The following is a 21,979-nucleotide window of genomic DNA, read 5'->3' as shown; positions in this document are numbered from 1 at the left end:
CACCCGCGACGAGGTGGTCCGCGCCCGCATGCCCGCGGACGTGGACGCACCGGACAAAGTCTTGTATGGCCTGACCTTCCGGCAGCTGGCGATCCTCGCCGTCGCCGCCGTGGTCTTCTATGGCGGCTGGCGGTCGCTGCACACCCTGCTGCCCGTCGCGCTGCTGATCGGTGCCGGCGTGGTGCTCGGCGGTCTGGTGTTCGGCCTGGCCGTCGGGCGCCGCGACGGGCTCCCGATGGACCAGTGGCTGCTCGCCTCGATCCGCCACCAGCGGGCGCCGAAGGCGTTGTCGACCACCGACACGACCAGCCGCCTCCCCGACTGGGTGGACGCCACGGCGGGGCGGATGCCGCTGCCCGCCCCGCTGCGGCTGCCGGCGACCGCGATCGCCGACGACGGTGAGATCGCCCTGCCGGGAGCGTCGGCGGCGATCGTCGCGGCCACCACCGTCAACCTCGCCCTGCGCACCCCCGGCGAGCAGCAGGCCCTCGTGGACACGTTCGGCCGCTGGCTCAACAGCCTGTCCACGCCGACGCAGGTGGTGGTCTCCGCGCAGCCGGTCGACCTGGCCAGCCACGCCACCGGCCTGGAGGCGACCGCCCACCGGCTGCCGCACCCAGCGCTGGAGGCCGCCTGCGCCGACCACGCCCGATTCCTCGACGACCTCGCGCACCGACGTGATCCGCTGCGCCGGCAGGTCCTCATCGTCACCCGCGCCCCCGCCGGCGGGCGGGGCGGGCACGCCGCCCGCCGCCGCGCCGACGACACCGTCCGGTCGCTGTCCGGGCTCGGGGTGAGCACCCGAGCCCTGGACGGCGACGCCGCGACCGCCGCGATCGCGGCCTGCGCCGACCCATACCGGCCGCCCCGCACCGGCGGCCTCGCCGCCCCAGACACCGTCATCACCGCGCCTGCGGCGAGCAGGCAGAAACCCCGAAGGGAATCATCATGAACTGGAGACCGCTCGGCCCGACGGCCCGAGGCCGGACGGGCACTGCGGCGCTGCCCCCCACCGGAGGTGTGGCGGGGGTTGTGGCGCCGGCGTCGGTGGAGGTGACTCCCCGCTTCCTGCGGGTTGGCGACGGGTACGCGGCCACGCTGGTGGTGACCGGGTATCCGGCCGAGGTCGGGCCGGGCTGGCTGGAACCTTTGCTGGCCTGGCCGGGCCGGCTCGACCTCGCCCTGCACATCGACCCGCTGCCCGCCCCGGTCGCCGCGTCCCGGCTGCGCACCCAGCGCGCCCGCCTCGAATCGTCCCGCCGGGCCGGCAGCGAGAAGGGCAAGCTGTCCGACCCGTACGTCGAGGCCGCCGCCGAGGACGCCGCCGACCTGGCCCAAAGGTTGGCCCGGGGTGCTGCGAAGCTGTTCCGCGTCGGCCTGTACCTGACGGTGCACGCCCGCACCGAGGCTGAGCTGTTGGAAGCGTGCGCGCAGGTGAAAGCCGCCGCCGCCTCCACGCTGCTGGAGGTGCAGCCGGCGACGTGGCGGCACCTGGCCGGCTGGACCACCACCCTGCCCCTGGCCACCGATTCGCTGCGGATGCCGCGCACCATGGACACCCAGGCCCTCGCCGCCGCGTTCCCCCTTGCCAGCCCGGATCTGCCGGCGCCGCTGCCGGGTGATCCGCCGGTCTGCGGCGGGGTGCTCTACGGCGTCAACCCCGCCTCCAACGGGATCGTCTGGTGGGACCGGTGGAGCCAGGAGAACTACAACAGCGTCGTACTCGCGCGGTCGGGGGCCGGCAAGAGCTACTTCGTGAAGTTGGAGGTCCTGCGCAACCTGTACCAGGGCGTCCAGGTCGCCATCGTGGACCCTGAAGACGAATACTCGCGGCTTGCCGAAGCGGTCGGCGGCACGGTGGTCCGGCTCGGCATGCCCGGCGTGAAGATCAACCCGCTGGATCTGCCGGTCGGGGACCACCGCCCGGATGTGCTCACCCGCCGCGGGCTGTTCTTGCACACCGTCGTCTCCGTGCTGGTCGGGCACCCGCCGCCGGCGGAGCGGGCCGCGCTGGACCGGGCGATCCTGGCCGTGTACCGGCAGGCTGGCATCACGGCTGACCCGCACACCCACACCCGGCCGGCACCGCTATTGAGCGACCTGGTGGGTTGCCTGGAAGCCGACCCGGAGCCGGCCGCCGCGCAGTTGGCCGCCCGACTGGCCCCGTGGGTGCACGGCAGCTTCGCCGACCTGTTCAACGGCCCCACCACCCACACCCCGATCGGACACCTCGTCGTGTGGAGCCTGCGACACCTGCCCGACGAACTCCGCACCATCGGCACCCTGCTCGCCCTGGACCACATCTGGCGTCAGGTCGACCTACCCCGCCAGTCCCGGACGGCGGCGACACCGCCGGTGCGCCGCCTCGTCGTCGTGGACGAGGCGTGGCTGCTCATGCGCGACGGCGAGGGCGCGAGGTTCTTGTTCCGCATGTCGAAGGCCGGCCGTAAACGGTTCGCCGGCCTAACCGTCGTCACGCAGGACGTGGCGGACGTGCTGGGCACCGAACTGGGCCAGGCCGTGGTGTCCAACGCCGCCACGCAGGTGCTGCTCAAGCAGGCCCCGCAGGCCATCGACACGGTCGGTGACGCGTTCGGCCTGACCGGCGGGGAACGGCGGCTCCTGCTCGCCGCCCGCCCCGGACAGGGGCTGCTCATCTGCGGCGTCGCCCGTACCGGATTCGAGTCGATCAGCTCCGAGCAGGAACACGCCGTGTGCACCACCAACCCCGCCGATCTCATCGACGACCGAGAAGACGAGGACGACCTGTGACACCCCTACCCCCGACACCACCACACCCGCGGACCGGCTCGGCGCCCGCCCTGCACCGGGCGGGCGCCGACCTGCTGACCGTGCCCGAACCCGAGCTGTCGCCGCCCGCGCGGTGGGTGTGGCATGCCGGCGCCTGGGCCATCGACCGGCCGTGGCTGGCCGCCGTCGCCGCCGCATGCCTGGTGGCGTGGATCGCCGGCCGCAACCTGCTCGCCTCGTGGCGGCACCGCCGCCACGCCACCGGCGCCAGCCTGGTCACGATCGCCCCACCGCCGGAGGTGGACCCGCACAGCTCGGCGGCGTTCCTGGCCAACCTCGCCGGCACGCTGACCCCGATACGGTGGCGGCGGCTGCTGTACGGGACCCCGCACGTGGCCTGGCAGTACACCTGGTCCGGGCGGCAACTGCTGATCTCGGTGTGGGTCCCCGGCAGCGTCCCGAAAGGCGCCGTCGAGGCCGCCGTGCGCGGCGCCTGGCCCGGCGCCGCCTGCACCACCACCGACGCCGCCGACCCGATCCCCGCCGACGCGGCCGCGGCCACCGGCGGGCACCTCACCCCGACGGCGGCCGAATGGCTGCCACTGCGCACCGACCACGACGCCGACCCGCTGCGCGCGTTGATGGCCGCCGGCGCCGGGCTGCGCGACGGCGAGTACGCCTGCGTGCAGATCCTCGCCCGACCGGCCCGCCCGCGCCGCGCCGCCCGGGCCCGCCGGGCCGCCGGCCGGCTACGCGACGGCAAAACCGCCGTCGCGACGATCAACCCGGCCGCCCCCCTGTTGTGGCTTGTCGAGGCGTTCCTGCCCGGCCGCACCAGCACCACCTCGGCGGCCCCGCGGCGACGCGACCCCACCCTCGAGCGGGACGTGCGGGCCATCCTCGACAAGACCAGCCACGTGCTGTGGGAAACCGGCATCCGCTACTGCGTGGCAACCACCACCAGCCGTCGAGGATCCCCGCCGCGGGCGCGGCTGCGCGGGGTCGCCGACGCGATCGCGTCCAGCTTCGCCGTACACGCCGGCCGCAACCGGCTCGCCCACCGCACCCGCATGCCCCACCCCGTCGCGGTGCTGGCCGCCCGCCGGCTCGGCCCCGGCTTCCTCACCGCCACCCCCGAACTGGCCGCGCTCGCCGCGCTGCCGCAGGACCTGGCCGTGCCCGGCCTCGACCGCGCCCGCGCGAAGTCGATGCCGGCCTCGGTCGCGGTGCCCACCGGCGGCCGCGGCGTCACCGTGCTCGGCGACGCCGAGATCGGCGGACACCCCGTCGCCCTGGCCGTCCCCGACGCCCGCTACCACCTGCACATGGTGGGCTCCACCGGCTCCGGGAAAACCACCCTGCTCGCCAACATGACCATCGACGGGATCCTCGCCGGACGAGGCACCGTGGTGATCGACCCACACGGCGACCTCGTCACCGACATCCTCGACCGGCTACCCGCGTCCGTGGCGCACCGGGTCGTGCTGTTCGACCCCGACCAACCCAACCCACCCACGCTGAACCCCCTCGAAGGCCGCGACCACGACCTCATCACCGACAACCTCGTGTCGATCTTCGGCAGCATCTTCGTCAAGGCCTGGGGACCACGCATGGACGACGTCATGCGGGTGTCCTGCCTGACCCTGCTCAAACACGCCAACGTGACCCTGCAGCACATCCCACCCCTGTTGACCTCCGCGCAGTTCCGGTCGGAGATGACCGTCAACCTCCACGACCCCGAGGGCCTCGACGGGTTCTGGAGCTGGTACGACGAGATGAGCCCAGCCCTGCGGTCCCAGGTCATCGGCCCTGTCCTCGCCCGCCTGCGGGCCTTCCTGCTGCGGGACTTCGTCAAGCGGGCGATGCGCTACCCGCGCTCCAGCTTCGACATGGGTGACATCCTCGACGGCGGTGTCCTGCTCGTCCGGATCCCCAAGGGCACCCTCGGCGAGGACACCAGCCGGCTACTCGGCTCGCTGATCCTGGCCAAGGTGTGGCAGGCCGCCACCGCCCGCGCCAGCATCCCCGTCGACCGGCGCCGCGACGCCCAGATCGTGCTCGACGAGTGCCAGAACTTCCTCACCCTCGCCTCCAGCCTGGACACGATGCTGGCCGAAGCCCGCAAATACCGGCTCTCCATGGTGCTGGCGCACCAGGACCTGGCCCAGTTCCCCCGGGACCTGCTCGCCGCGGTCAGCGCGAACGCCCGCAACAAGGTGTACTTCACCGTCAGCCCCGAGGACGCCCGGGTCCTGGCGCGGCACACCATGCCGGAACTCGCCGAGCACGACCTGTCACACCTCGACGCCTACACCGCCGTCGCCCGCCTCGTCGTCGCCGGCCGCCAGACACCCGCGTTCACCATGCGCACCCGCCCGCCACGCCCGATCGTCGGTGAGGCCACCGCCATCCGGCACACAGTCGCGCGAGCGGTGCCCGAGCAGGACACCAGCGCCGTCGACGACCTCGTCCAACGGCTCACCACGCGGGAAAGGGAGGAACGCGCCCGCCGCCGCAAGCCCGCCGCCCCAGCCGGAGGTGACGACAGCGTGGGTTCCGGCCGATCGCGGCCCGGGGCAGGCGACCCGTCGCGTGACCCGTCGCGTCGCCACCGCGCCCCAGGGTCTGACAGACAGCCCTGACCTGCTCTGTCAGTGCCGCACACGGCCCACTTCCGCCCTGCCGGGCACCCCTTCCCGTCTCAGACACCCTCCGACAGGAGGGCACCGTTCTCCGCCTAGGAGCATCACTGATGTACCGCCGTGTCCCACTCCCGTCGACCAAACCTGATCCGCTGTCGGTCTACCGACGTCTCACCCCCCGCGATCGGCTGCTGATGTCCTGGCTGGCCGAGCACTACCTGCTCTCCACCAACCAGATCGGCCGGGCCCTGTTCACCGCGCGGCGCACCGCACAGCAGCGGCTGACGATCCTGCACCGGCTGGGCGTGCTGCACCGCTTCGCCTGGGCCGCCGCCGACGGCACCCCGGAAACCTCCTACCTGTACACCCTCGGCCCCATCGGACTACGCCGACACCCCACCGCGTACGCCGACCCCGACAACCTCGGGCTCAAAGCACCCCGATCCAGCATCGACCGCGCCGAGCGGATCGTGCACAGCCGACGCCTTCACCACCTGCTCGGCGTCAACCAGTTCTTCGTCGACCTGCACGCCCACACCCGCACCCAGCCCGACAGCCGGCTGCTGCGCTGGTGGTCCGAGCAACACGCGACCGCCGCCTACAGCGGCACCAAACGAACCACCGAAGGGCAGCGCAGGATCGACGTGTACCCCGACGGGCACGGCATCTGGCACGCCGAAGGCCACACCGTCGGGTTCTTCCTCGAACACGACCGCGACACCGAGGACCTCGCCCGCGTGGTGGCCAAACTACGCGGCTACGAGCACCTCGCCCGCTACGCGGACACCCGCTTCCCGGTGCTGCTCTGGGTACCCCACCAGCGCCGGGAAACCAGCCTATTGCGGATCCTGCACGACGTGCCCACCCGAATGCCCGTCGCCGTCGCCGTGCACGGCGACAACCCCGCCGGACCGGTCTGGGCGCTCACCTCGGACCCGGTACGCCGCCGGCACCTGCACGAGCTGCCCAGCGACCCCGGACCCGACGGCTACCCCGACCCGCCCGGCGAGCACCGGCCCGACGACGTCGACGAGCTCACCGACACCTGACGCGACACACCGTCGGTGCCGCACCAGCACCGTCAGGCACCGTTGACAGAGTCCCCGAATCTGACAACACAACGACCATCACGCGTGAATGTCTGACAGTGCAGGTCAGAGCGCCGCGCGGCTGATCGCGCAGACGCGGCCCTGACAGATCAGGCCGCTACCGTTTCGGCACCACAGCACCCTCATATATCTCCACCCGGTTCGGTCCCACCTGACCGCCCACCGCCGCACCCCGCGGCGCGCTACGCCCACCCGCCCTCGGGCCGGTCGGCACCCGCGCCGCGCGGCGACCGGCAGGTCGCACCGACCACCAGCACCACCTCTCCCTTCCTGAACCGACCCATGCACCCAGTGGGCCGGTCATGCCCGCGTGCCTTCGCACGCCCCGAGATCCGAGGAGGACCGGTTATGGCCGCTATCCCCAACCCCAGCAACGGCAACGGCAACGCCGCCAACGGTGCCGCCACCGCGGTAGCCGCGACCATCCGCACGATGCTCGTCTGCGTTCCCGACGAACTGCCCGGCGAGGCCCTGTCGAGCCGCCAGCTCGACCGGCACCTCGGCGTGCGTGGCACCCTGCACGCCCGCTTCTGGGCCAAGGGCACCCTGCGCCTCTGGCAGCGCCGGTCGATGATCGACCTGCGCACGGGCCGCCCGGCCTACTGCGCCGGCGGACCCGCCCGGCTGCTCGACCTGACCGGCACGCACCGCGCCGCCGCGATGGGCGCGGGCATCCGCCACCAGTGGTGGCAGCGCGCCGTGCACGGCACCCGACCGGCCAAGCCGTGGTCAGAGTTCGAGGCCAAGAACCTCGAGCGTCCGGCCACGTACCCGATCCAGACCGCCACCGCCGACTTCTGGAACCAGCCCCGCGTCAACGCGATGCGGATGCACAACGCCCTGCACCCGAGCGCACCGCTGGCCCTGGAAGAACTGGAGATGTACCAGGCAGGCCAAATGGCCTACCAGCACTACAGCGCCAGCACCGCCATCGTCGGTGACGCACTGCTCACCCTCGACGGCGACCAGTTGGCGCCCGCGAGCGACAGCATGGCCCACCGGGTCACCTTCCTGGAACAGGCCAACCGCTACCTGGGCACCCTCGACGACGCCCAGCGGCTACTCGCGGTCACTCTCTGACACCCCCAATAGCCGCATCCGGAACCGGCCGGACCCAGCGCACCCAGACTCCCGGCACTCGAGGGAAGCACGTGTGCCTGGTCCGACCGGCTCCACCCTCTCAGCCACCGACCTTGGACCCGCCTCAATCCCGCGGGCGCAGGACAGGTCGCTGACTGACCGACGCCCGGCATCGGAGTGCCCTTCCCTGGCGCTGCCGTCGTCACCGGACGAGCAGCCCGGCTCCGAACACCTGCCCACGCCTCTCCCTCTCCCGGCTACCGAAGCCCGGACAGGCACCGGATCCCGGCTGCTGCCGGCCGCCTTCCGGCCGGACGGCGGACGAACACGCCCCGGGGCCCGGGCTGGGCGCCAATACCCACGCCGCGCGGCCAGCGAAACGGCCGCCCTTTCCCTCTTCCGGCAGCCCGCCCACCACGGGCCGCCGTCGTCTGCCGCCGCACAAAGGAGGAACCCGCTCATGTCCGATCGACTCTCGTTCGCCCTCGCCGGCGCGCTGCGCCTGGCCGAACACACCAGCGCCGCACCGGCCAACCCGCGCCGCCCCGGCAGCCCGCTCGTCAACACCCCGGCAATGCGGTTGATCGTCGAAACCGTGCCCGGCCAGCGGCCGGTCGTATACCTGCTCAGCTGCGGCGTGCCGCGCCTGAGCAAACCCGACGGCGCGCCCGTGGCCCTGTACGCCGAACGGACCCCGACCCCGCCCGACGGCTTGCCCACCGACCCACACGAGGTCATCGACCTCCACCAACTCGTCCCCGCCGGCACCATCACCGGCCGCCCCCTGCCCGTCGCCCGCAGCTGGTACCTGCCGCTGCACCGGCCCGGCCCGCGGTCACCGCTGCAGATGATGCGCGCCGCCGTCCACGCCGGCTACCGCCACCTGGCCATCGACACCGCCAGCCTCACCCTCGCCGTCACCAAACGCCGCCACCGACACGCTCAGCCACGCTGATCCCGGACGGACAGCCGCGATCGCCGCCGCAGTGCCCGGCCGCGCCCTCGTCGGCGCGATCAACCCGCCGACGCAGGTGGTCCTGGCCCGCCCGATCACGCAGCGCGCCGACCCCCGCCACGGCGTCGCCGCGCTGCGGCAGATCTGGCGGCACGCCTTCGGCGGCGACACCCACGCGATGCCCACCGCACTGATCGCCACCGACTGGCGACACCTTCAGCATCACCACAACACACCACTGCGCCGCCGGTGAGCACATCGTCCCCGGCGTCGGCATCGCCACCAGCGGCGGCCATCAGCCGGTGAGTTTCTGCCTCACCGACGCCGGCGACCTCCCCGTCGACTCGATCTACCTGATCGACCCGGCCACCGACATCGTCGCGGTACACACCGGCGACGGCTGGCCCGACGCCCCGCACCAGCTGGCCGGCTGACCCAGCCCTTTCTTCAGGGCCCGGCACCCTGCGCCGCTTCCCCCTGCCCGATCCGACCGATGCCCGGCCAATCCGCATCCCCACGCAGGTCAGGCCACGGCCGCGCGGCCGTGCCCTCACGTTGCCACCCGGAAGGGAGTCCTCTGCCATGTCCCGTCTCTGGTTCCGTATCACCGAGGTCCTGCCGATCGCCGAACACGCCGCCGCAACCCACGCGCACCGCCCGACCCGCCAGCAGTACCGGGCCGGCGCACCGGCCCAGCCCGCACTCATCTGGTCCCACGCCACCGACGGGGACTGGCTGTCCTCCAACGGCGTCCCCCGCTGGTACGACGCCGACGGCACCGACCACCGCGCCCTCGCCGAGACCTGGACACACACCGCCACCGGCGCCACCGGCAACCCGGTCCCCGCCGACGACGGGCACGGATTCCTGCCCCTGCACACCGAACACCTCGACGGCCGGCGGGACCTGCTCGACCTGCTCCGCTACGCCCGCCGCCATGGGATGCACTGGTTCGGGCTGCACCCGGACCCGGCGAGCGAGGCCACCAGCGGCCGCCACCGCATCTCCCGCAGCCGCGGCGACATCAGCCCGCCGCTGGCCACCTGGACCCCGGCGACCGTGACCTGCGACGTCGTCGTCGGCGGCGCCTACCGCGCCATGGTCGCCACCGGCTACACCACCCTCACCCGCACCGGGCTGCTGTGCCGCTTCCCCCGGTACGCGGTGCAGCGCATGGCCGCCCACCTCGACGCCCTCTACCCCGGTGACATGCCTGGTGAGCATCCCCGGTTGCGGTTCGACGGCGACGAGGTCGTCGTCGAGTGGGAGCACGACGACAGCCTGGGCAGCCGCTGGGTCGAGGACGACCGGGTCGTCCCGGACGTCAACCGCTGCTACGCCATCGGTGCCTACCAGTGGCCCTGGACCCTCGTCGCCTCCGAGCCAACCACCCGCGCAAACGAGCGAGGGGACCGGTCACGGTGATCGTCGACGAGGTGTTCCACCAGGGCGGCCACGGCACCTACGAGCTGACCCGGGTGCACCACACCGACGGGTACGTCCTCCGGGTGCGGGTCTACCGCGACAGCTACGCCACGCAGAGCACGGCGGTCGCCGAGATCCTTACCCCGGCTGTTCACCTGGACGATCATCGCGAGCAGCCCCGGTGGCGGCTGGCACCGCACCACCCCGACCACGTCACCGGACGCGGCACCGCTGACCCCGGTCGCCGACGACCTGCTGCGGCGGGCGCGGCGGATCCTCCCCGTGCCGCCGCCGTCCACCACGCCCGGCCGGTAACCCGCCAAGGCCACACCTTCCCGCGCCGCCCTACCCGTCCCGGTCGCACCTCACGCACCAGCGGACGCAGTCCGGTACCGCGCCTTGCCGAGCCTCCATCCGCCCGCCCCCACCACGGCGGCTGATCAGCGTGTCCGCGGCCCACCGCCGCTGACCCGCGCTCTCACTGGCACCACCTGGCCGATGCCCGGCCATCCGCGCACTCGCGCACACCCGGGCACGGCCGTGCCCGGGTTCCCGCCCGCCCTACCGAAGGGAACCCCTCATGACACCACCTGTCAGGCCGGCCTGCGACCTGCAGCCCACCATCGCCGTCGTCGGCGGCAGCCTCACCGGCCCGGTCACCGCGCTGCTGTTGCTTCAGGCCGGATTCGACGACGTCACCGTATTCGAGGCCGCGCCGGCGTCCGCGCCCCTGGGCGGCGGCCTCATCGGCCTGGAACATCCCGCCCTCGACGTGCTCGACCGCCTCGGCATCGGCCAGCGCGAGTTCGTCGCCCACGACTCCGAGGCCATCGTCGAGATGAGGATCCGCGACCGCCACCCGGCCGAGACCATCCGACGCACCTACCCGGGCCGCAACACCACCTGGACGCTGCTGCACCAGGCGCTGACCCGCCGCCTACCCGCCGGTGTGCTGCACACCGGCATGAAGGTCACCGCTCTGGCCGAGCGGGCCGGCCGGCCGGTGCTGCGGTTCAGTGACGGCCACACCGCGGCCGCCGACCTGGTCGTGTTCGCCGACGGCCGCTCCTCCACCGGACGCCGGCTGCTGGATCCACACCGGAAACTGCGGTACGCCGGCTACGTCGCCCACCGCGGCATCGCCGAGATCACCCCCCAGCCCGGCCTGCGGGACTTCCTGCGGCTGCAGCCCTGCCCCGGCGTGCAGTTCAACCTCGCCCCGGTACCCGGCGGCTGCGACTGGACCTTCTACCTCGACTGCACCAGCGGCGAGTACGCGCGGCGGTTCGGCGCCGACCCCACCCGCCGGGTCTTCGCCCTGCCCCGGCACGTCAGCCCCGCCGCCCGCGCCCACGTCGACACCCACGCCGAGCTGCTCCTCCCGGCCGAACACGCCGCGATCGTGCGGGCCACCAGCACCCGGATGGCGGTACCGGTCCTCGACATCACCGCACCGGAGCGCATGGTGTGGCCGGTCGGCGCCGGGCATGCCGTCCTGCTCGGCGACGCCCTCGCCCCGGTCCGCCCGCACACCGCCCGAGGCGCCAACAACGGCATCGAACAGGCCGCCGGCCTCGCCGCCGCCCTCACCCAGCACCGCAAGTACGCCGCCGACCTGCCCGCCGCCCTGCACGGGTGGCAACGCCGGCACCTGCCCGCCGCCGTCGCCGCCGTGCACCGCGGGCCCGTCATCGGTCACCGGCTCGGCCTCGGCACCCACCAACCCACCCAGTAAACCGCACCCCCTACACGAGAGGAGGTGGCCTCGTGGCCACCAAGACCACCGCGATCCTCGTCGACGACCTCGACGGCTCCACCGACGACGTCGGCACCTACCAGTTCGCCTTCAACGGCGTCACCTACGAGATCGACCTGTCCGCCAGCAACTTCGACCGGATGGCCGCGGCATTCGGCCCGTTCATCACCGCCGGACGCCGCCTGCCGAAACAGCCCCGGGCACCACGGCGGCCGCACGGCACCGCTACCGGCCGCACCCAGAGCCAGGAGATCCGCACCTGGTGGTGGACCGTCAACTGGCAGGAGCTGAACCTGCCCCGGCCACGAACTGGGGGCGTGATCCCCACCTCGGTGCGCGACGCCTATCACGCCGCGCACTGACCCCTGCCACCAACGTGCCGCCCGGCGATCGCCGGGCGGCACACCCGTGCGCGTCGCCGCCGTCCCGCACTCCGGGCAGACGACTTGATCAATACCTAAACCGAAGCGTGCATCAGTGCACACGCTCACTCACCAACCCCTGCCGACGGCAGGAGAAAGGGGGCCACGCGCCCATGACCAGCACCCCCACCAACACGACCACCGATACGGCCGCACCAACGCCGCCGGCACCCAGCGTCGCGAAGGTCCTCGCCGCGCTGCACCGCCTCGGCGAGGCCACCGCCGCCGCCATCGCCACCGAAGCCGGCCTCGGCTACTCCACCACCACCCCGAAACTGCGCACCCTGGAAACCGCAGGACTGGCCGAGCCCACCCGAAACGACACCGGACGCAGCCTGTGGCGGCTGACCGACACCGGCCGCCAGCACGCCGAACAGGGCGATCACGGCCAGCCCGCACCCGAGCCCGCCACCCGCGACACCGACACACCCGGCACCGCCGCGGAACACGGGCCGCGCGGCGACGACACACAGGAAACCGGAGAGACTGCCGGACAGGACCACGACCAGCGGCCAGCCGCCGACGGGCAGCCGGACGCCGCCCAGGAGTCGGCATCGCCGACTCCTGGCGATGTCGAGGCAGCACTCGATGAGGCCACCGAAGCCGAGGACACCGAAACCGACCACGGCGACAGCTTGACTGCCGAACCCGAGATGCCGGTCACGACCGACGACACCGACCCGGCCACCGGAACGCCGCCCGCAGCGAACCAAGCGGACCCCGAACCGGCCACACCGGACAATCTCCCTGCCGGCACGACCACCGACAGCACCACCGGCGACCCCGCCACGGAAGCACCCGCCGCACCGCCTCCCATACAGGCGGCGGGCGAGGCGGCACAGGACCGGACCCGGCGAGCGTCGGGCACACTTCGCGGCGCGATCCTCGACATCCTCGAGGCCAACCCCGGCCAGCAGTACAAGGTCAGCGAGCTGTGCAAGCTGATCGACCGGGCCAATGAAGGAACCGACGCGAGGAAGGCCAGCGCGGGCGCGGTCCACAACGCCGCCGTGAAGCTCGTCGCGACCGGACGGGCGATCCTGGCCGCCGAGAAGCCCGCCACGTTCGCCCTCGCCAACTCCACCGCCTGAACGACCCCGCCAGCCGGTAGCCCGGAGGCGGGCGTCGAACTTTCCCGGAACCACGCCCGCCCCCGGTGCTCCTTCACTGACAAGGAGCTCCCGAAGTGTCTCCCATCCTCACCTCAGTCGTCACCGCCGTCGGTGGAATCCTCGCGGGTCTCGCCCTCGCCGGCACGCTGCTGTGGCGCCAACAACAGGCGCTGACCCGCGCCCGCTACGCCGCCGACCACGACGACACCACCGGCCTGCCCAACCGGCGGGCCCTGCTCGCCGCCGCCGAGCGCGCCGCGCGGCGCGGCGCACCGTTCGGGCTCGTCCTGCTCGACCTCGACGGCTTCAAGGCCATCAACGACACCTTCGGCCACGAGGCCGGCAACGACATGCTCACCGAGGTCGGCCGACGGCTGGCCGCCTTGCCGGGGCCGGTGCGGCTCGCCGCGCGGCTGTCGGGCGACGAGTTCGCCCTGCTGGTCTCCGGCGGCCCCGACGACGTGGTCGCCGCCGCCCGCGCCGCGTGGCGGGCGGTCGGACGCCACCCCGTCGACCTCGGCGAGCACACGGTGGCCCTGGGGGCCAGCGTCGGGTACACCACCGCCGCCCTCGGTGTCGGCCCGCGCACCTTGCTGCACCAGGCCGACATCGCCATGTACCAGGCCAAACAAACCGGATCCGGGGTTCACGGAGCCACGGCCACCACCGGCCACACCCGGCCACTACCGGGTATCCGCCTGCGGGACCTGCGCCGCCGCTGACCGCTCACGGACACACCAAGAGGACCTCGCGCCCCTCGACCTGCGCGAGGTCCTCACCGTGCCCCGCTTCGCTTCCATCCGCCAGCCCGGCTTTTCCGGTCCACGGCTAGGGTCGCCGAGACCCCGCCAAGGAGCGCATCCACCAGGGGCAGTCCCACACACACCAGCGGCGGTCAATTGACCAATCGACCCGGCGGCGGCCCGCGCCAGCACCCGGGGCGACACCGACCGCCTCATCCGGCTGCTGCCAATCAACGTCGTCGTCGGATCCGTTGATGACGGCCGACCAGAAGTGCCAACCCACCCACCTGCGGCCCGCCACCGCGGACGCCAACACTGGCAGCGGTAGCAACGGCAGCGAGTGGACCGGGTCCACAAGGCGCCCCTGCGCCCGCGCACTGCCGTCACCGTCGCCAGCGCAGGTTGGAGCAGCCTCCTGGCGAACTGTCGGCTACGCGTTGCAGGGCAGAGCCGCGTACGCCACCGATCACAGCGGCCTTCGACATCCACAGCTCGACGATGAGCAGACCGCCCAGCCGCCGCCAGCACACAAATCATCGACCACATACGGTGACCTCTGCCGAGCCCGCGATGTCCGGATCTAGCCGAAATGAGAGCGACAGCCCGGGCGCCTGGACCGAAGCCTGGCCGGGCCACGGTCGCAGGTCAATGAAACAAGTAGCCGATGAGCGTGCGCCTAACTTGATCTCGTGCGGGATGGGCACGGAACCAGGTCGCCGAGCAAACCGGCACCGAGGCGGTGGGTGCAGCGTCGCCGCCCGGACTGGCGCCGGCTTGGTGTTCGCCCTGTCGCGGCACCGGCGACGATTGTTTCGGTCCGCCTAGAGTCGAGGGAACCCGAGACCCCTCGACCGGCGCTGAACGCTCGTAAGGATCTTCATGGATGCTGAGACCGCAGACGACCAGCTCACTCCTCGGCTCCGCTACTACGGCGCTGGCGACTTCGCGACGTACTGGCAAGTCCACCGAGCGGCCGAGGTAGTTGAGGGGTTTGATCCAGCCGCTCCGCCTGACGAAGTCAACGGCATCTTGGAACTGCACAACGCTCGCCTGTTCGTCGAGGCAGGTTTCATCCCAACGGACGTCGTTGAAGACGACCGGAAGGCCCTCGTTGTATCTGCCAAACGGATCGGGCGGACCGTCGCACAGTGGTTCGGCGCCCTAGAGGACGACAACCTCGCCGACTTATTGACGGAAGTCGACTGGCAGTACCGCGAGCACCTCCTCGACCTCCTGGCTGGCCTCGGAGTCTTCGGACGCTGCTCCACCACAGCGATGCTGAATGCGCTCGACGGGGCGAACGTCCACATCGGCGACATGCTCACGAGCAAGCGGCTCGTGGAGAACTACGGCGTGGCCATCCGGGAGCGACTTCTGGCCGAGCCGGATCGAGCCGAACTCGTGGTCAGGCATCACCTTGGGGGCGAGATGAAGAATGAGACCTTCCTCCCCGTCAGTTTCACTCCCGCCGACTCCCGGGCACTGATGGAGGCCTATATTGACAGCGCGGAGCCGAACCCGAACTACTTGAAATTGATCGCGGACGCCCCAATCGACAGCAAGAGCGGGGTGGATGCCAAGTTGGTCGTTAAGGCGAAGCGGCGTTACGACGCCATGATCGAGGATTTCTTTAAGACGACTCCCGGTATAAGAACCGGTTGCACCGTTGCCGTGTCATCGACCCAGGTCGAGCCGGTGAAGGTAACGTTGAATGATATGGTCGTCGAGTACACTTTCAGCCAGACCTGGCTGGAGGGCACGTTGGACTTCCCGTCCGTGCTGAACAACTTCCAGTTCCTGTTCGAGTTCGCACCACAGGACGGACTCCTGACGCTCCCCGCCTTTAACAGCGAACGCCGCGGGCTTGAACTCGCGATAGGCATGAACGGCGCCAAAGACTATCGGACCGGTCACATTTTCATCGCCAAGGATCGCGCAACACTACTCCAAACGGCGATGTACCAGCGCTACCTCGGGACGAAGGACATCGACCTTGAGGAGGTGCTCCGCTCGTACTTCGAGGAGCATCTTCTCACGGAATACGGCGTCGCGGGTTTCGCGTTCAGCCCGTCCAACCCGAAGGCGAATTATCTGGAACGCTGCCGGAACCTGTTCGCTGAGATGGAGTCCGTCGCGACGCAGTTCGGGCTGCTTGTCGAGGACAGCGAAATTGACCATGACGTAGCCACTGCAGGGGCCAATCTGGTCCGATACAGGACTATCCCTAGCGCACTGGAAGGCAAGTACGCCTACGCCACCGACCATACTGAAATCCGCACTATCCTGCACGTCCTGTTCTCGGATCAGTCGCCCCTGACTTACATTAACGAGGATATTCGCGGCGAAAACGCCGCCGACCTGCTGCGGCGAAGCAAGGTCTCGTACGAATCGCTGCACGAATACCAACAGCCCCTAGTCGAGAAACTCATCGAACACGGGGTCGTCGAGAACACAGGCAACCGCATCCGACTCAAGGATTCCGACTTGTTCCACGTTCTGCAGTCGCTCAACGAAAACGAGGCCGTTGCCTACCACCATCTGAACACGAGGTGTCGTGCGCACGTCGACAGGATGGTGGACGCTGAGTGGCTCGTCAGGCGCTCGTCGTTGCTCACCGACGCCGAGGCCGCCTACTTCAACTACAACCTAAACTCAGTCGACTTCAGTAACGGCCCGAAACTCCGCAATAAGTACCAGCACGGTATCCAATCCAAGGGCAACGGCGAAGCCCAGCATCAGCAGACCTACTACAGCGCACTGCGACTGATGGTCGCTCTGACCATCAAGATCAACGACGAGTTCTGGCTCCTTGACGTGGCGAAGAAGCGGCAGGCCTGAGGGTTGCTGGAACACGGCCATGAACGCTGCGATTGCTATGCAGCACCCCGGGGGGATCTGATTCCCAGCTATTCATGGATATGGAAGAACGGCGAGCCGCGGATCTACCCGCAGGGCGTTACCTGAGATCGACACCGAGCAGGCGATCGAGGACTACAGAAGCTGATCGCCGAGACCTTGAAGTGCTGACCGAACAGTGGGCTGCCACACTAGAGCGCAAATGGTATTTGCGCGTAGTCCTTGCGTTGTTCGGCCTGCCGGAATAAGAACTCCACCTCGTCATTTATCAAGTCAGTGCAGTACCACAAGGAGTATGTATCTAGCGCCAGGAAGCGGCGAGCATTCTCACTTGCGGACAGAGCTGCATCGAACATCAGTTCGTCGGGATCCTCATCGTCCCCGATAAAGCCCAGGTCGATATTCTTGATTTCGAAGTCATGGAGCGTTGGGTGAGGTTGGAAGATCTGCTCCAAGTAGACGATGTCTTGGACCACACTGATGTACAAGCCCACGAGATCTCTTCGCAGCCACCTCCGAAGGCGAGACTCCAACTGTGAGAGAATGTCGACCTTTTCCTCGCGAGTGGCGTCGATGGGATACATTGCGGCAGCTTGCTGAAGCGCCATTATCGCATCTTTGACTGGAATGCGAAAGAACTCCCGGCGGGCATTCAAACGCCACGTTTCGAAGCGCTTGTGCAGGAGTCTCTCAACAGCCGCGCAGTCACTCACAAGCTCCTCATAGGCAACCTCGAAGTCTTGTGGAACGCCGGTATGACGCGACAATTGGCGCGCTCGATTCAGCGAGTCACCGACCGTCAGGCCGATCTTTACCATCCCTGAAAGTGCCGGGTTGATCAGGATGTAGACGAATCCCGGCCTCGAAGCGGTCTCAGGTGTTCTAGCCACGTCAAAGGTATACCTCACTGTGTCGGCCGAAGCTGCACGGCGGCTGCTGCGGGGCTGCGGGGCCACTGCGTGAGGGCCACAGTCTGCGCAGGTGCCGACATCACGTTCTGGATAAGCGGCCCAGCCACCTCGCTCGCCAGCACTACCGTCCACCTGGACCTGATCGGCAGCCCATCTGTGGTGGCGACGTTGCCCACCGACGAGCCGATCGGCATGTCCAAGGTCGAGCACGTACGCTCGCAGTTCATCGTCGTACTGCCCGACCGCGGACCTCTCCAGATCACCCGTGCTGCGGCTGCCCAGTAGAGAACCCTTTTCATCGTGGTCAAGGATGGTTGGCCAGGCAGGCAGGGGCAGCGTGTCGATGCTCCAGATAGGACGAAGCTCCCGGTAGGACAGCAGTCGACCAAGACGCACTGCCCAGTACGGGAGCTTCGTTGCTGACCTATCCTGCCAGCATCCCGCTGTCCACGCGCAGCCTGACCCGGCTGACTGAGCTGATCCGCGACCGGCGCCGCGCGCTCGGTGGCCGCTGGCGCAGGTTGGCGGCGCGGCAGCAGGCGCTGATGGCCTTGGCTCACCTGCGCAACGGCGATACCCTCACCCGCCTCGCGGCCGGCTTCGCCGTGTCGGTCAGCACTGTGTGGCGGTACCTACGCGAGGCCGTCGACCTGCTCGCCGCCTGCGCCGACGACCTCGCCGCCGCGATGCGCCGGGCCGCCCGGCTGGCGTACGCCATCCTCGACGGCACGTTGATCCCGATCGACCGGGTCGCCGACCAACGCCCCTACTACTCGGGCAAACACAAGCGCCACGGGGTGAACGTGCAGGTCCTGGCCGATGCCGCCGGGCGGCTGGTCTGGACCTCGGCCGCCCTGCCCGGCGCGGTCCACGACCTCACCGCCGCCCGAACCCACGGCCTGATCGACGCGCTGACCAGCGCGAACGTGCTGACCGTCGCGGACAAGGGCTATCAGGGAGCCGGCGGGAGCGTGCGCACGCCGTTCAAACGCCACCGACACCGACCGAAACTGTCCCACCGTCAGCGGACCGTCAACCGTGGTCATGCCCGGCTCCGCGCCCGCGGCGAGCGAGCCATCGCCACGCTGAAGACCTGGAAGGTCCTGGCCAAGCTGCGTTGCTGTCCCCGCCGCGCCACGGCGATCGTGCAGGCCATCCTCGTCCTGCACCGCATCGAGACCAGCCGCCACTCAGGATGAAAACGGCTCAGAGAACCGCAAAACTAGAACGACGCGAAGATCACCTGCGCGGATCTGCCGCTTTCTGCTCGCCCACGTTGACCGATTACTCATTGTGAGTAGCGACCCTAGGTCGTCGCACCAGCCGCCGCCACAGAGTCCCGAAGCCTTCGCACCCCGACCGCAGCGCGTCCGGGGTACCAGCGTCTGCACCGGAGCCCGAACACCGACGCGAGCTGTACGTGGTACTGCGGGACGCCGACGCTGCTCGCATCTCCCTCGTCGCGCTCAGGTGTAACAACGGCCGCTACTGGCGTGGCGTCTCCCGCCACCCACTTACCACCGTCGACCCCACCCGGTACGCCTCGACCCCGAGCAGACCACCTGAGCAGCGACCCCACGCAGCCGTATCGGGCGGGTAACCCCCTGCCCGCCCGACATGACTTGACCTTTGTCGGGAGATGAGCGTCGATCGGTGCTGGTCGTCGTCCGTCGTTCGGACATCAGCATCCCCAAGGAGCCCGAAGCGAGTCGGGCGGCGACCGCGCATGCCCGCGATCCGCCGACCGAAGGGCCACCCACCATGGCACACCCCGCACATCCCGAGGACCGCAGCCGGCGTCCCAGCGACCGCACCGCGCTACCGGACGACGTCACCGACCGGCTTCTGTGGGCGCTCGCGGTCGACGTCGCCGCTGCCCACCAACCCGGATCCGACGGTGCCTGCACGAACCTGCAGTGCCGCGGGCAGCACGGCCCCTGCTGGGCGCTGCGCACCGCCCAGCGCGCCGAACAACACGCCCGCCGCACCACCACCGCCCTCGCCCCGCCGCCCACACCCCCTTTGCCGCGCCCGGCCGGAGTCGCACGCGGACGCGCCGCCGTTCCCGCCGCGCCGCGTCGCTTCACCGGCTGGTTCACCCCCGCCCGCCCGCCGGCACCCCTGATGCGGCCCGCGCCCGCACCGGCTGCGGTGCCGCCGGAATCCCGGCTGCACCGGCGTCCACCCGTGGCGGCGCTGGCCGCCTGAGCACGCACCTGGAGGCAAATCAGTGAACTTCCTACCGAACGACACGCTCGCTGGCTACGCCCGCACCGCCGTCGACCTGCGTGCCCGCATGGTCGACTACCACCGCGGCCCGCTCGCGGCGCGGTACCTGCAGGCGTTCTTCGGCAGCCGCCTCGCCGACCACCCCAGTCCCAGCCCAGCGGGCATGGCGAAGGTCCTCACCGCGGTGCGCGCCATCACCGCCAACCCGTGGCGATTCGGCGAGCCGTACGTCATCGCCCCCGCGATGACCGCGATCATCGCCGCCGCCGCGGCGGCCCTCGATCTGACCGGCGAGGTGCTGCCCGCCGACGTCGCCCCCGACGACGGCGGGGTGCTGTTCCTCCCCGAACCGATCTACCACCGCAGCCTCAGCGGCGAGGTGTCCTCGATCGGTGCGATCACCTGGGCCCGCACCGCCAACACCAGTAGCGGCCGGTCCTTCTGGGCCATCGCCGGCTGGGCCGACCACCGCGACCCGCACGACCCGGCGGCCGTCCGGCGTCGTGCGCAACTCGCTGACCGGCCCGACCTCGCCCGGCAGTTCGGCCCCTACGTGCTGACCGACTTCACCGAGATCCCCATCGGTCAGCCCGTCGACGCCCGCCCCGACCTGCCGGTCCTCGACGGGGACGACCGCGACTGGGAACCGGCGCCCGACGGCCGGTTCTGCATCGACGAGACCACCACCCCGATGCGGGCCTGCGCCGCTGTCGCCTATGCCTTCTGGCGCATCCGGGCCCAACCCCTCGCCACCGTCGCCGCCGCTCCGGTGGACCGCGCCGCCCGCCGCCGTGCCGTGCGCGCCAGCATCCGCCACGACACCCGCGTGGTCATGCTGCGCCGCACCAGCCCTCTCGCCGAACCGACCGACGGGGAACCCAAGTGGCACTACCGGGTGCGGTTCGTCGTCCGCGGCCACTGGCGGCGCCTCATCGACCGCGACGGCCACCCGTACCGCATCTGGATCAACGCCCACATCAAAGGCCCCGACGGGGCACCCCTGCTACACGGCGAGAAAGTCGCCGTCCTCGCCCGCTGATCCCCGCACCCACCCCGAAGTCCGCGCGACGCCCCTCCACGGGGCCGCAGGGCCTTCGCCGTCCTCGCGCTCCACCCGCCCGCTGCCCGCTTTGCCCGCTGACCACTAAGGAGAACGAACATGTCGTCGCCGGATGATTCCCTACGGCAGCAGCAGCGACACATGAACGATGTCAGCTGGTCGGTGACCGCCGTTTTGCCGAATCCCGACGAGCCCGACGTCCCCTTCGCCAACACCTTCGACCTGATCGGACGGGACCTGCCCGAGTTGGTCATCGCCGGACTGCATCCACTGGTCGCGCACCAACTGCTCAACGACATAGCCGACCGCGTCTACCACAGCGGCCAGCGACTCACCCACGGTCAACCCGTCGGTGATCTGATCATCGGCTACGACGCGGTGATCGTCGATGAGCCGGCCACCGGGGTGCTGTACCCCGGCGCGGCCTACGCCCGGTCCGGCGCACACCGCGTGCGGCTGCGGCAGATCGCGTGGCCCGACATCCGGCGTCGGTTCCCGTGGGATGACGGATACGAAGACCCCGCACACGTGCAGCCGCTGCTGGGACACCCGTAGCCGTGGACGGAGTCACGCAGGCCGTCAACGACCTTGCACAAGAACTCGGCGCCACCGTCGACTGGGATGCGCTGCACAGCAACTCGCGGTCCGCGCCCGTGGCCGCGCTGATCGCAGCCGCAGCGATCGCTTCCTTCGCCGATTCCTGGTTGCGGGAGCACCAACAAGACATCAACGCGATGCTTGACGGGGCTAGGGCCGACGGCGGCTTCGACGAAAGCCTGCAACCTGTCGCCACCGCACTGGCGGACATGTCGCTGACCCTCTTCGACCAGCGGCAGGCAGCCATCGAGCGGACACGGACGCTCATCATTCCGCTCACCGAACTCGGAGTGCTGCAGATGGGTGCCACCGACAGGTGAGGCGCCCACCA

At 70.4% G+C, this 21,979-nt stretch carries 22 protein-coding genes; 21 read left to right on the top strand and 1 reads right to left on the bottom strand.

The features are described from left to right. Positions 1-28: 28 nt before the first annotated feature. From KBX00_RS00290 to KBX00_RS00225, 15 genes are all read left to right on the top strand, one after another. Positions 29-952 (top strand): PrgI family protein, encoded by a 924-nt coding sequence (locus KBX00_RS00290; protein WP_210822797.1) that lies wholly within the window; start codon positions 29-31, stop codon positions 950-952. Further along, complete coding sequence (locus tag KBX00_RS00285) at positions 949-2,772, top strand: VirB4 family type IV secretion system protein (protein WP_210821989.1); 1,824 nt, start codon at positions 949-951, stop codon at positions 2,770-2,772. The genes KBX00_RS00290 and KBX00_RS00285 overlap by 4 nt, the downstream gene beginning before the upstream one ends. An 80-nt stretch (positions 2,773-2,852) precedes the next feature. After that, the gene (locus KBX00_RS00280) at positions 2,853-5,393 is read left to right on the top strand and encodes a helicase HerA domain-containing protein (protein ID WP_307867964.1); all 2,541 of its coding nucleotides are present in this window, start codon (positions 2,853-2,855) and stop codon (positions 5,391-5,393) included. Positions 5,394-5,503: 110 nt separating this feature from the next. Next, a complete protein-coding gene (locus tag KBX00_RS00275; RefSeq protein WP_210821987.1) occupies positions 5,504-6,442 on the top strand; it encodes a replication-relaxation family protein in 939 nt (312 codons plus the stop codon). A 408-nt stretch (positions 6,443-6,850) separates the two neighbouring features. Beyond that, positions 6,851-7,582, top strand: coding sequence for a hypothetical protein (locus KBX00_RS00270; protein ID WP_210821985.1), 732 nt, complete (start codon positions 6,851-6,853; stop codon positions 7,580-7,582). Positions 7,583-8,042: 460 nt separating this feature from the next. Further along, on the top strand, positions 8,043-8,537 hold the full coding sequence (locus KBX00_RS00265; protein WP_210821983.1) for a hypothetical protein: 495 nt from the start codon (positions 8,043-8,045) through the stop codon (positions 8,535-8,537). A 31-nt stretch (positions 8,538-8,568) separates the two neighbouring features. Beyond that, positions 8,569-8,790, top strand: coding sequence for a hypothetical protein (locus tag KBX00_RS00260; protein ID WP_210821981.1), 222 nt, complete (start codon positions 8,569-8,571; stop codon positions 8,788-8,790). 49 nt (positions 8,791-8,839) lie between these two features. Beyond that, the gene (locus KBX00_RS28995; protein ID WP_301547103.1) at positions 8,840-8,971 is read left to right on the top strand and encodes a hypothetical protein; all 132 of its coding nucleotides are present in this window, start codon (positions 8,840-8,842) and stop codon (positions 8,969-8,971) included. Between the two features lie 148 nt (positions 8,972-9,119). Further along, positions 9,120-9,962 carry a hypothetical protein gene (locus KBX00_RS00255; protein ID WP_210821979.1) on the top strand — a complete coding sequence of 281 codons (843 nt, stop codon included), beginning with the start codon at positions 9,120-9,122 and terminating at the stop codon, positions 9,960-9,962. After that, positions 9,959-10,402 carry a hypothetical protein gene (locus KBX00_RS00250; protein ID WP_210821977.1) on the top strand — a complete coding sequence of 148 codons (444 nt, stop codon included), beginning with the start codon at positions 9,959-9,961 and terminating at the stop codon, positions 10,400-10,402. Before KBX00_RS00255 ends, KBX00_RS00250 begins: the two co-directional genes overlap by 4 nt. Before the next feature lie 140 nt (positions 10,403-10,542). Then, positions 10,543-11,697 (top strand): FAD-dependent monooxygenase, encoded by a 1,155-nt coding sequence (locus KBX00_RS00245; protein ID WP_210821975.1) that lies wholly within the window; start codon positions 10,543-10,545, stop codon positions 11,695-11,697. Positions 11,698-11,729: 32 nt separating this feature from the next. After that, positions 11,730-12,080 carry an Lsr2 family protein gene (locus KBX00_RS00240; protein ID WP_210821973.1) on the top strand — a complete coding sequence of 117 codons (351 nt, stop codon included), beginning with the start codon at positions 11,730-11,732 and terminating at the stop codon, positions 12,078-12,080. A gap of 14 nt (positions 12,081-12,094) precedes the next feature. Continuing rightward, a complete protein-coding gene (locus tag KBX00_RS00235) occupies positions 12,095-13,231 on the top strand; it encodes a MarR family transcriptional regulator (RefSeq protein ID WP_307867905.1) in 1,137 nt (378 codons plus the stop codon). Positions 13,232-13,326: 95 nt separating this feature from the next. Then, on the top strand, positions 13,327-13,974 hold the full coding sequence (locus KBX00_RS00230; RefSeq protein WP_210821971.1) for a GGDEF domain-containing protein: 648 nt from the start codon (positions 13,327-13,329) through the stop codon (positions 13,972-13,974). Positions 13,975-14,874: 900 nt separating this feature from the next. Beyond that, positions 14,875-16,833 carry a hypothetical protein gene (locus tag KBX00_RS00225; RefSeq protein WP_210821969.1) on the top strand — a complete coding sequence of 653 codons (1,959 nt, stop codon included), beginning with the start codon at positions 14,875-14,877 and terminating at the stop codon, positions 16,831-16,833. Positions 16,834-17,042: 209 nt separating this feature from the next. Here KBX00_RS00225 and KBX00_RS00220 read toward each other — a convergent pair whose 3' ends face one another. After that, the gene (locus KBX00_RS00220; RefSeq protein WP_210821967.1) at positions 17,043-17,741 is read right to left on the bottom strand and encodes a GIY-YIG nuclease family protein; all 699 of its coding nucleotides are present in this window, start codon (positions 17,739-17,741) and stop codon (positions 17,043-17,045) included. Positions 17,742-17,810: 69 nt separating this feature from the next. Here KBX00_RS00220 and KBX00_RS29575 point away from each other — a divergent pair, with 69 nt between their 5' ends. From KBX00_RS29575 to KBX00_RS00190, 6 genes are all read left to right on the top strand, one after another. Beyond that, on the top strand, positions 17,811-18,047 hold the full coding sequence (locus KBX00_RS29575) for a hypothetical protein (protein ID WP_210821965.1): 237 nt from the start codon (positions 17,811-17,813) through the stop codon (positions 18,045-18,047). A 131-nt stretch (positions 18,048-18,178) separates the two neighbouring features. Beyond that, complete coding sequence (locus tag KBX00_RS00210; protein WP_210821963.1) at positions 18,179-18,961, top strand: transposase family protein; 783 nt, start codon at positions 18,179-18,181, stop codon at positions 18,959-18,961. Between the two features lie 454 nt (positions 18,962-19,415). Continuing rightward, positions 19,416-19,970 carry a hypothetical protein gene (locus KBX00_RS00205; RefSeq protein ID WP_307867903.1) on the top strand — a complete coding sequence of 185 codons (555 nt, stop codon included), beginning with the start codon at positions 19,416-19,418 and terminating at the stop codon, positions 19,968-19,970. Positions 19,971-19,992: 22 nt separating this feature from the next. Next, positions 19,993-21,030 carry a hypothetical protein gene (locus KBX00_RS00200; RefSeq protein WP_210821961.1) on the top strand — a complete coding sequence of 346 codons (1,038 nt, stop codon included), beginning with the start codon at positions 19,993-19,995 and terminating at the stop codon, positions 21,028-21,030. Positions 21,031-21,150: 120 nt separating this feature from the next. Then, a complete protein-coding gene (locus tag KBX00_RS00195; RefSeq protein ID WP_210821959.1) occupies positions 21,151-21,606 on the top strand; it encodes a DUF4262 domain-containing protein in 456 nt (151 codons plus the stop codon). A gap of 2 nt (positions 21,607-21,608) precedes the next feature. Next, a complete protein-coding gene (locus KBX00_RS00190) occupies positions 21,609-21,968 on the top strand; it encodes a hypothetical protein (RefSeq protein ID WP_210821958.1) in 360 nt (119 codons plus the stop codon). Positions 21,969-21,979 lie beyond the last annotated feature (11 nt).

The sequence above is a fragment of the Micromonospora sp. C95 genome (assembly GCF_018070465.1).
In the GTDB taxonomy this organism is placed as follows: domain Bacteria; phylum Actinomycetota; class Actinomycetes; order Mycobacteriales; family Micromonosporaceae; genus Micromonospora.
The sequence above is the reverse complement of the archived record's forward strand: the minus strand, read 5'-3'. Positions and strand labels throughout refer to the sequence as shown.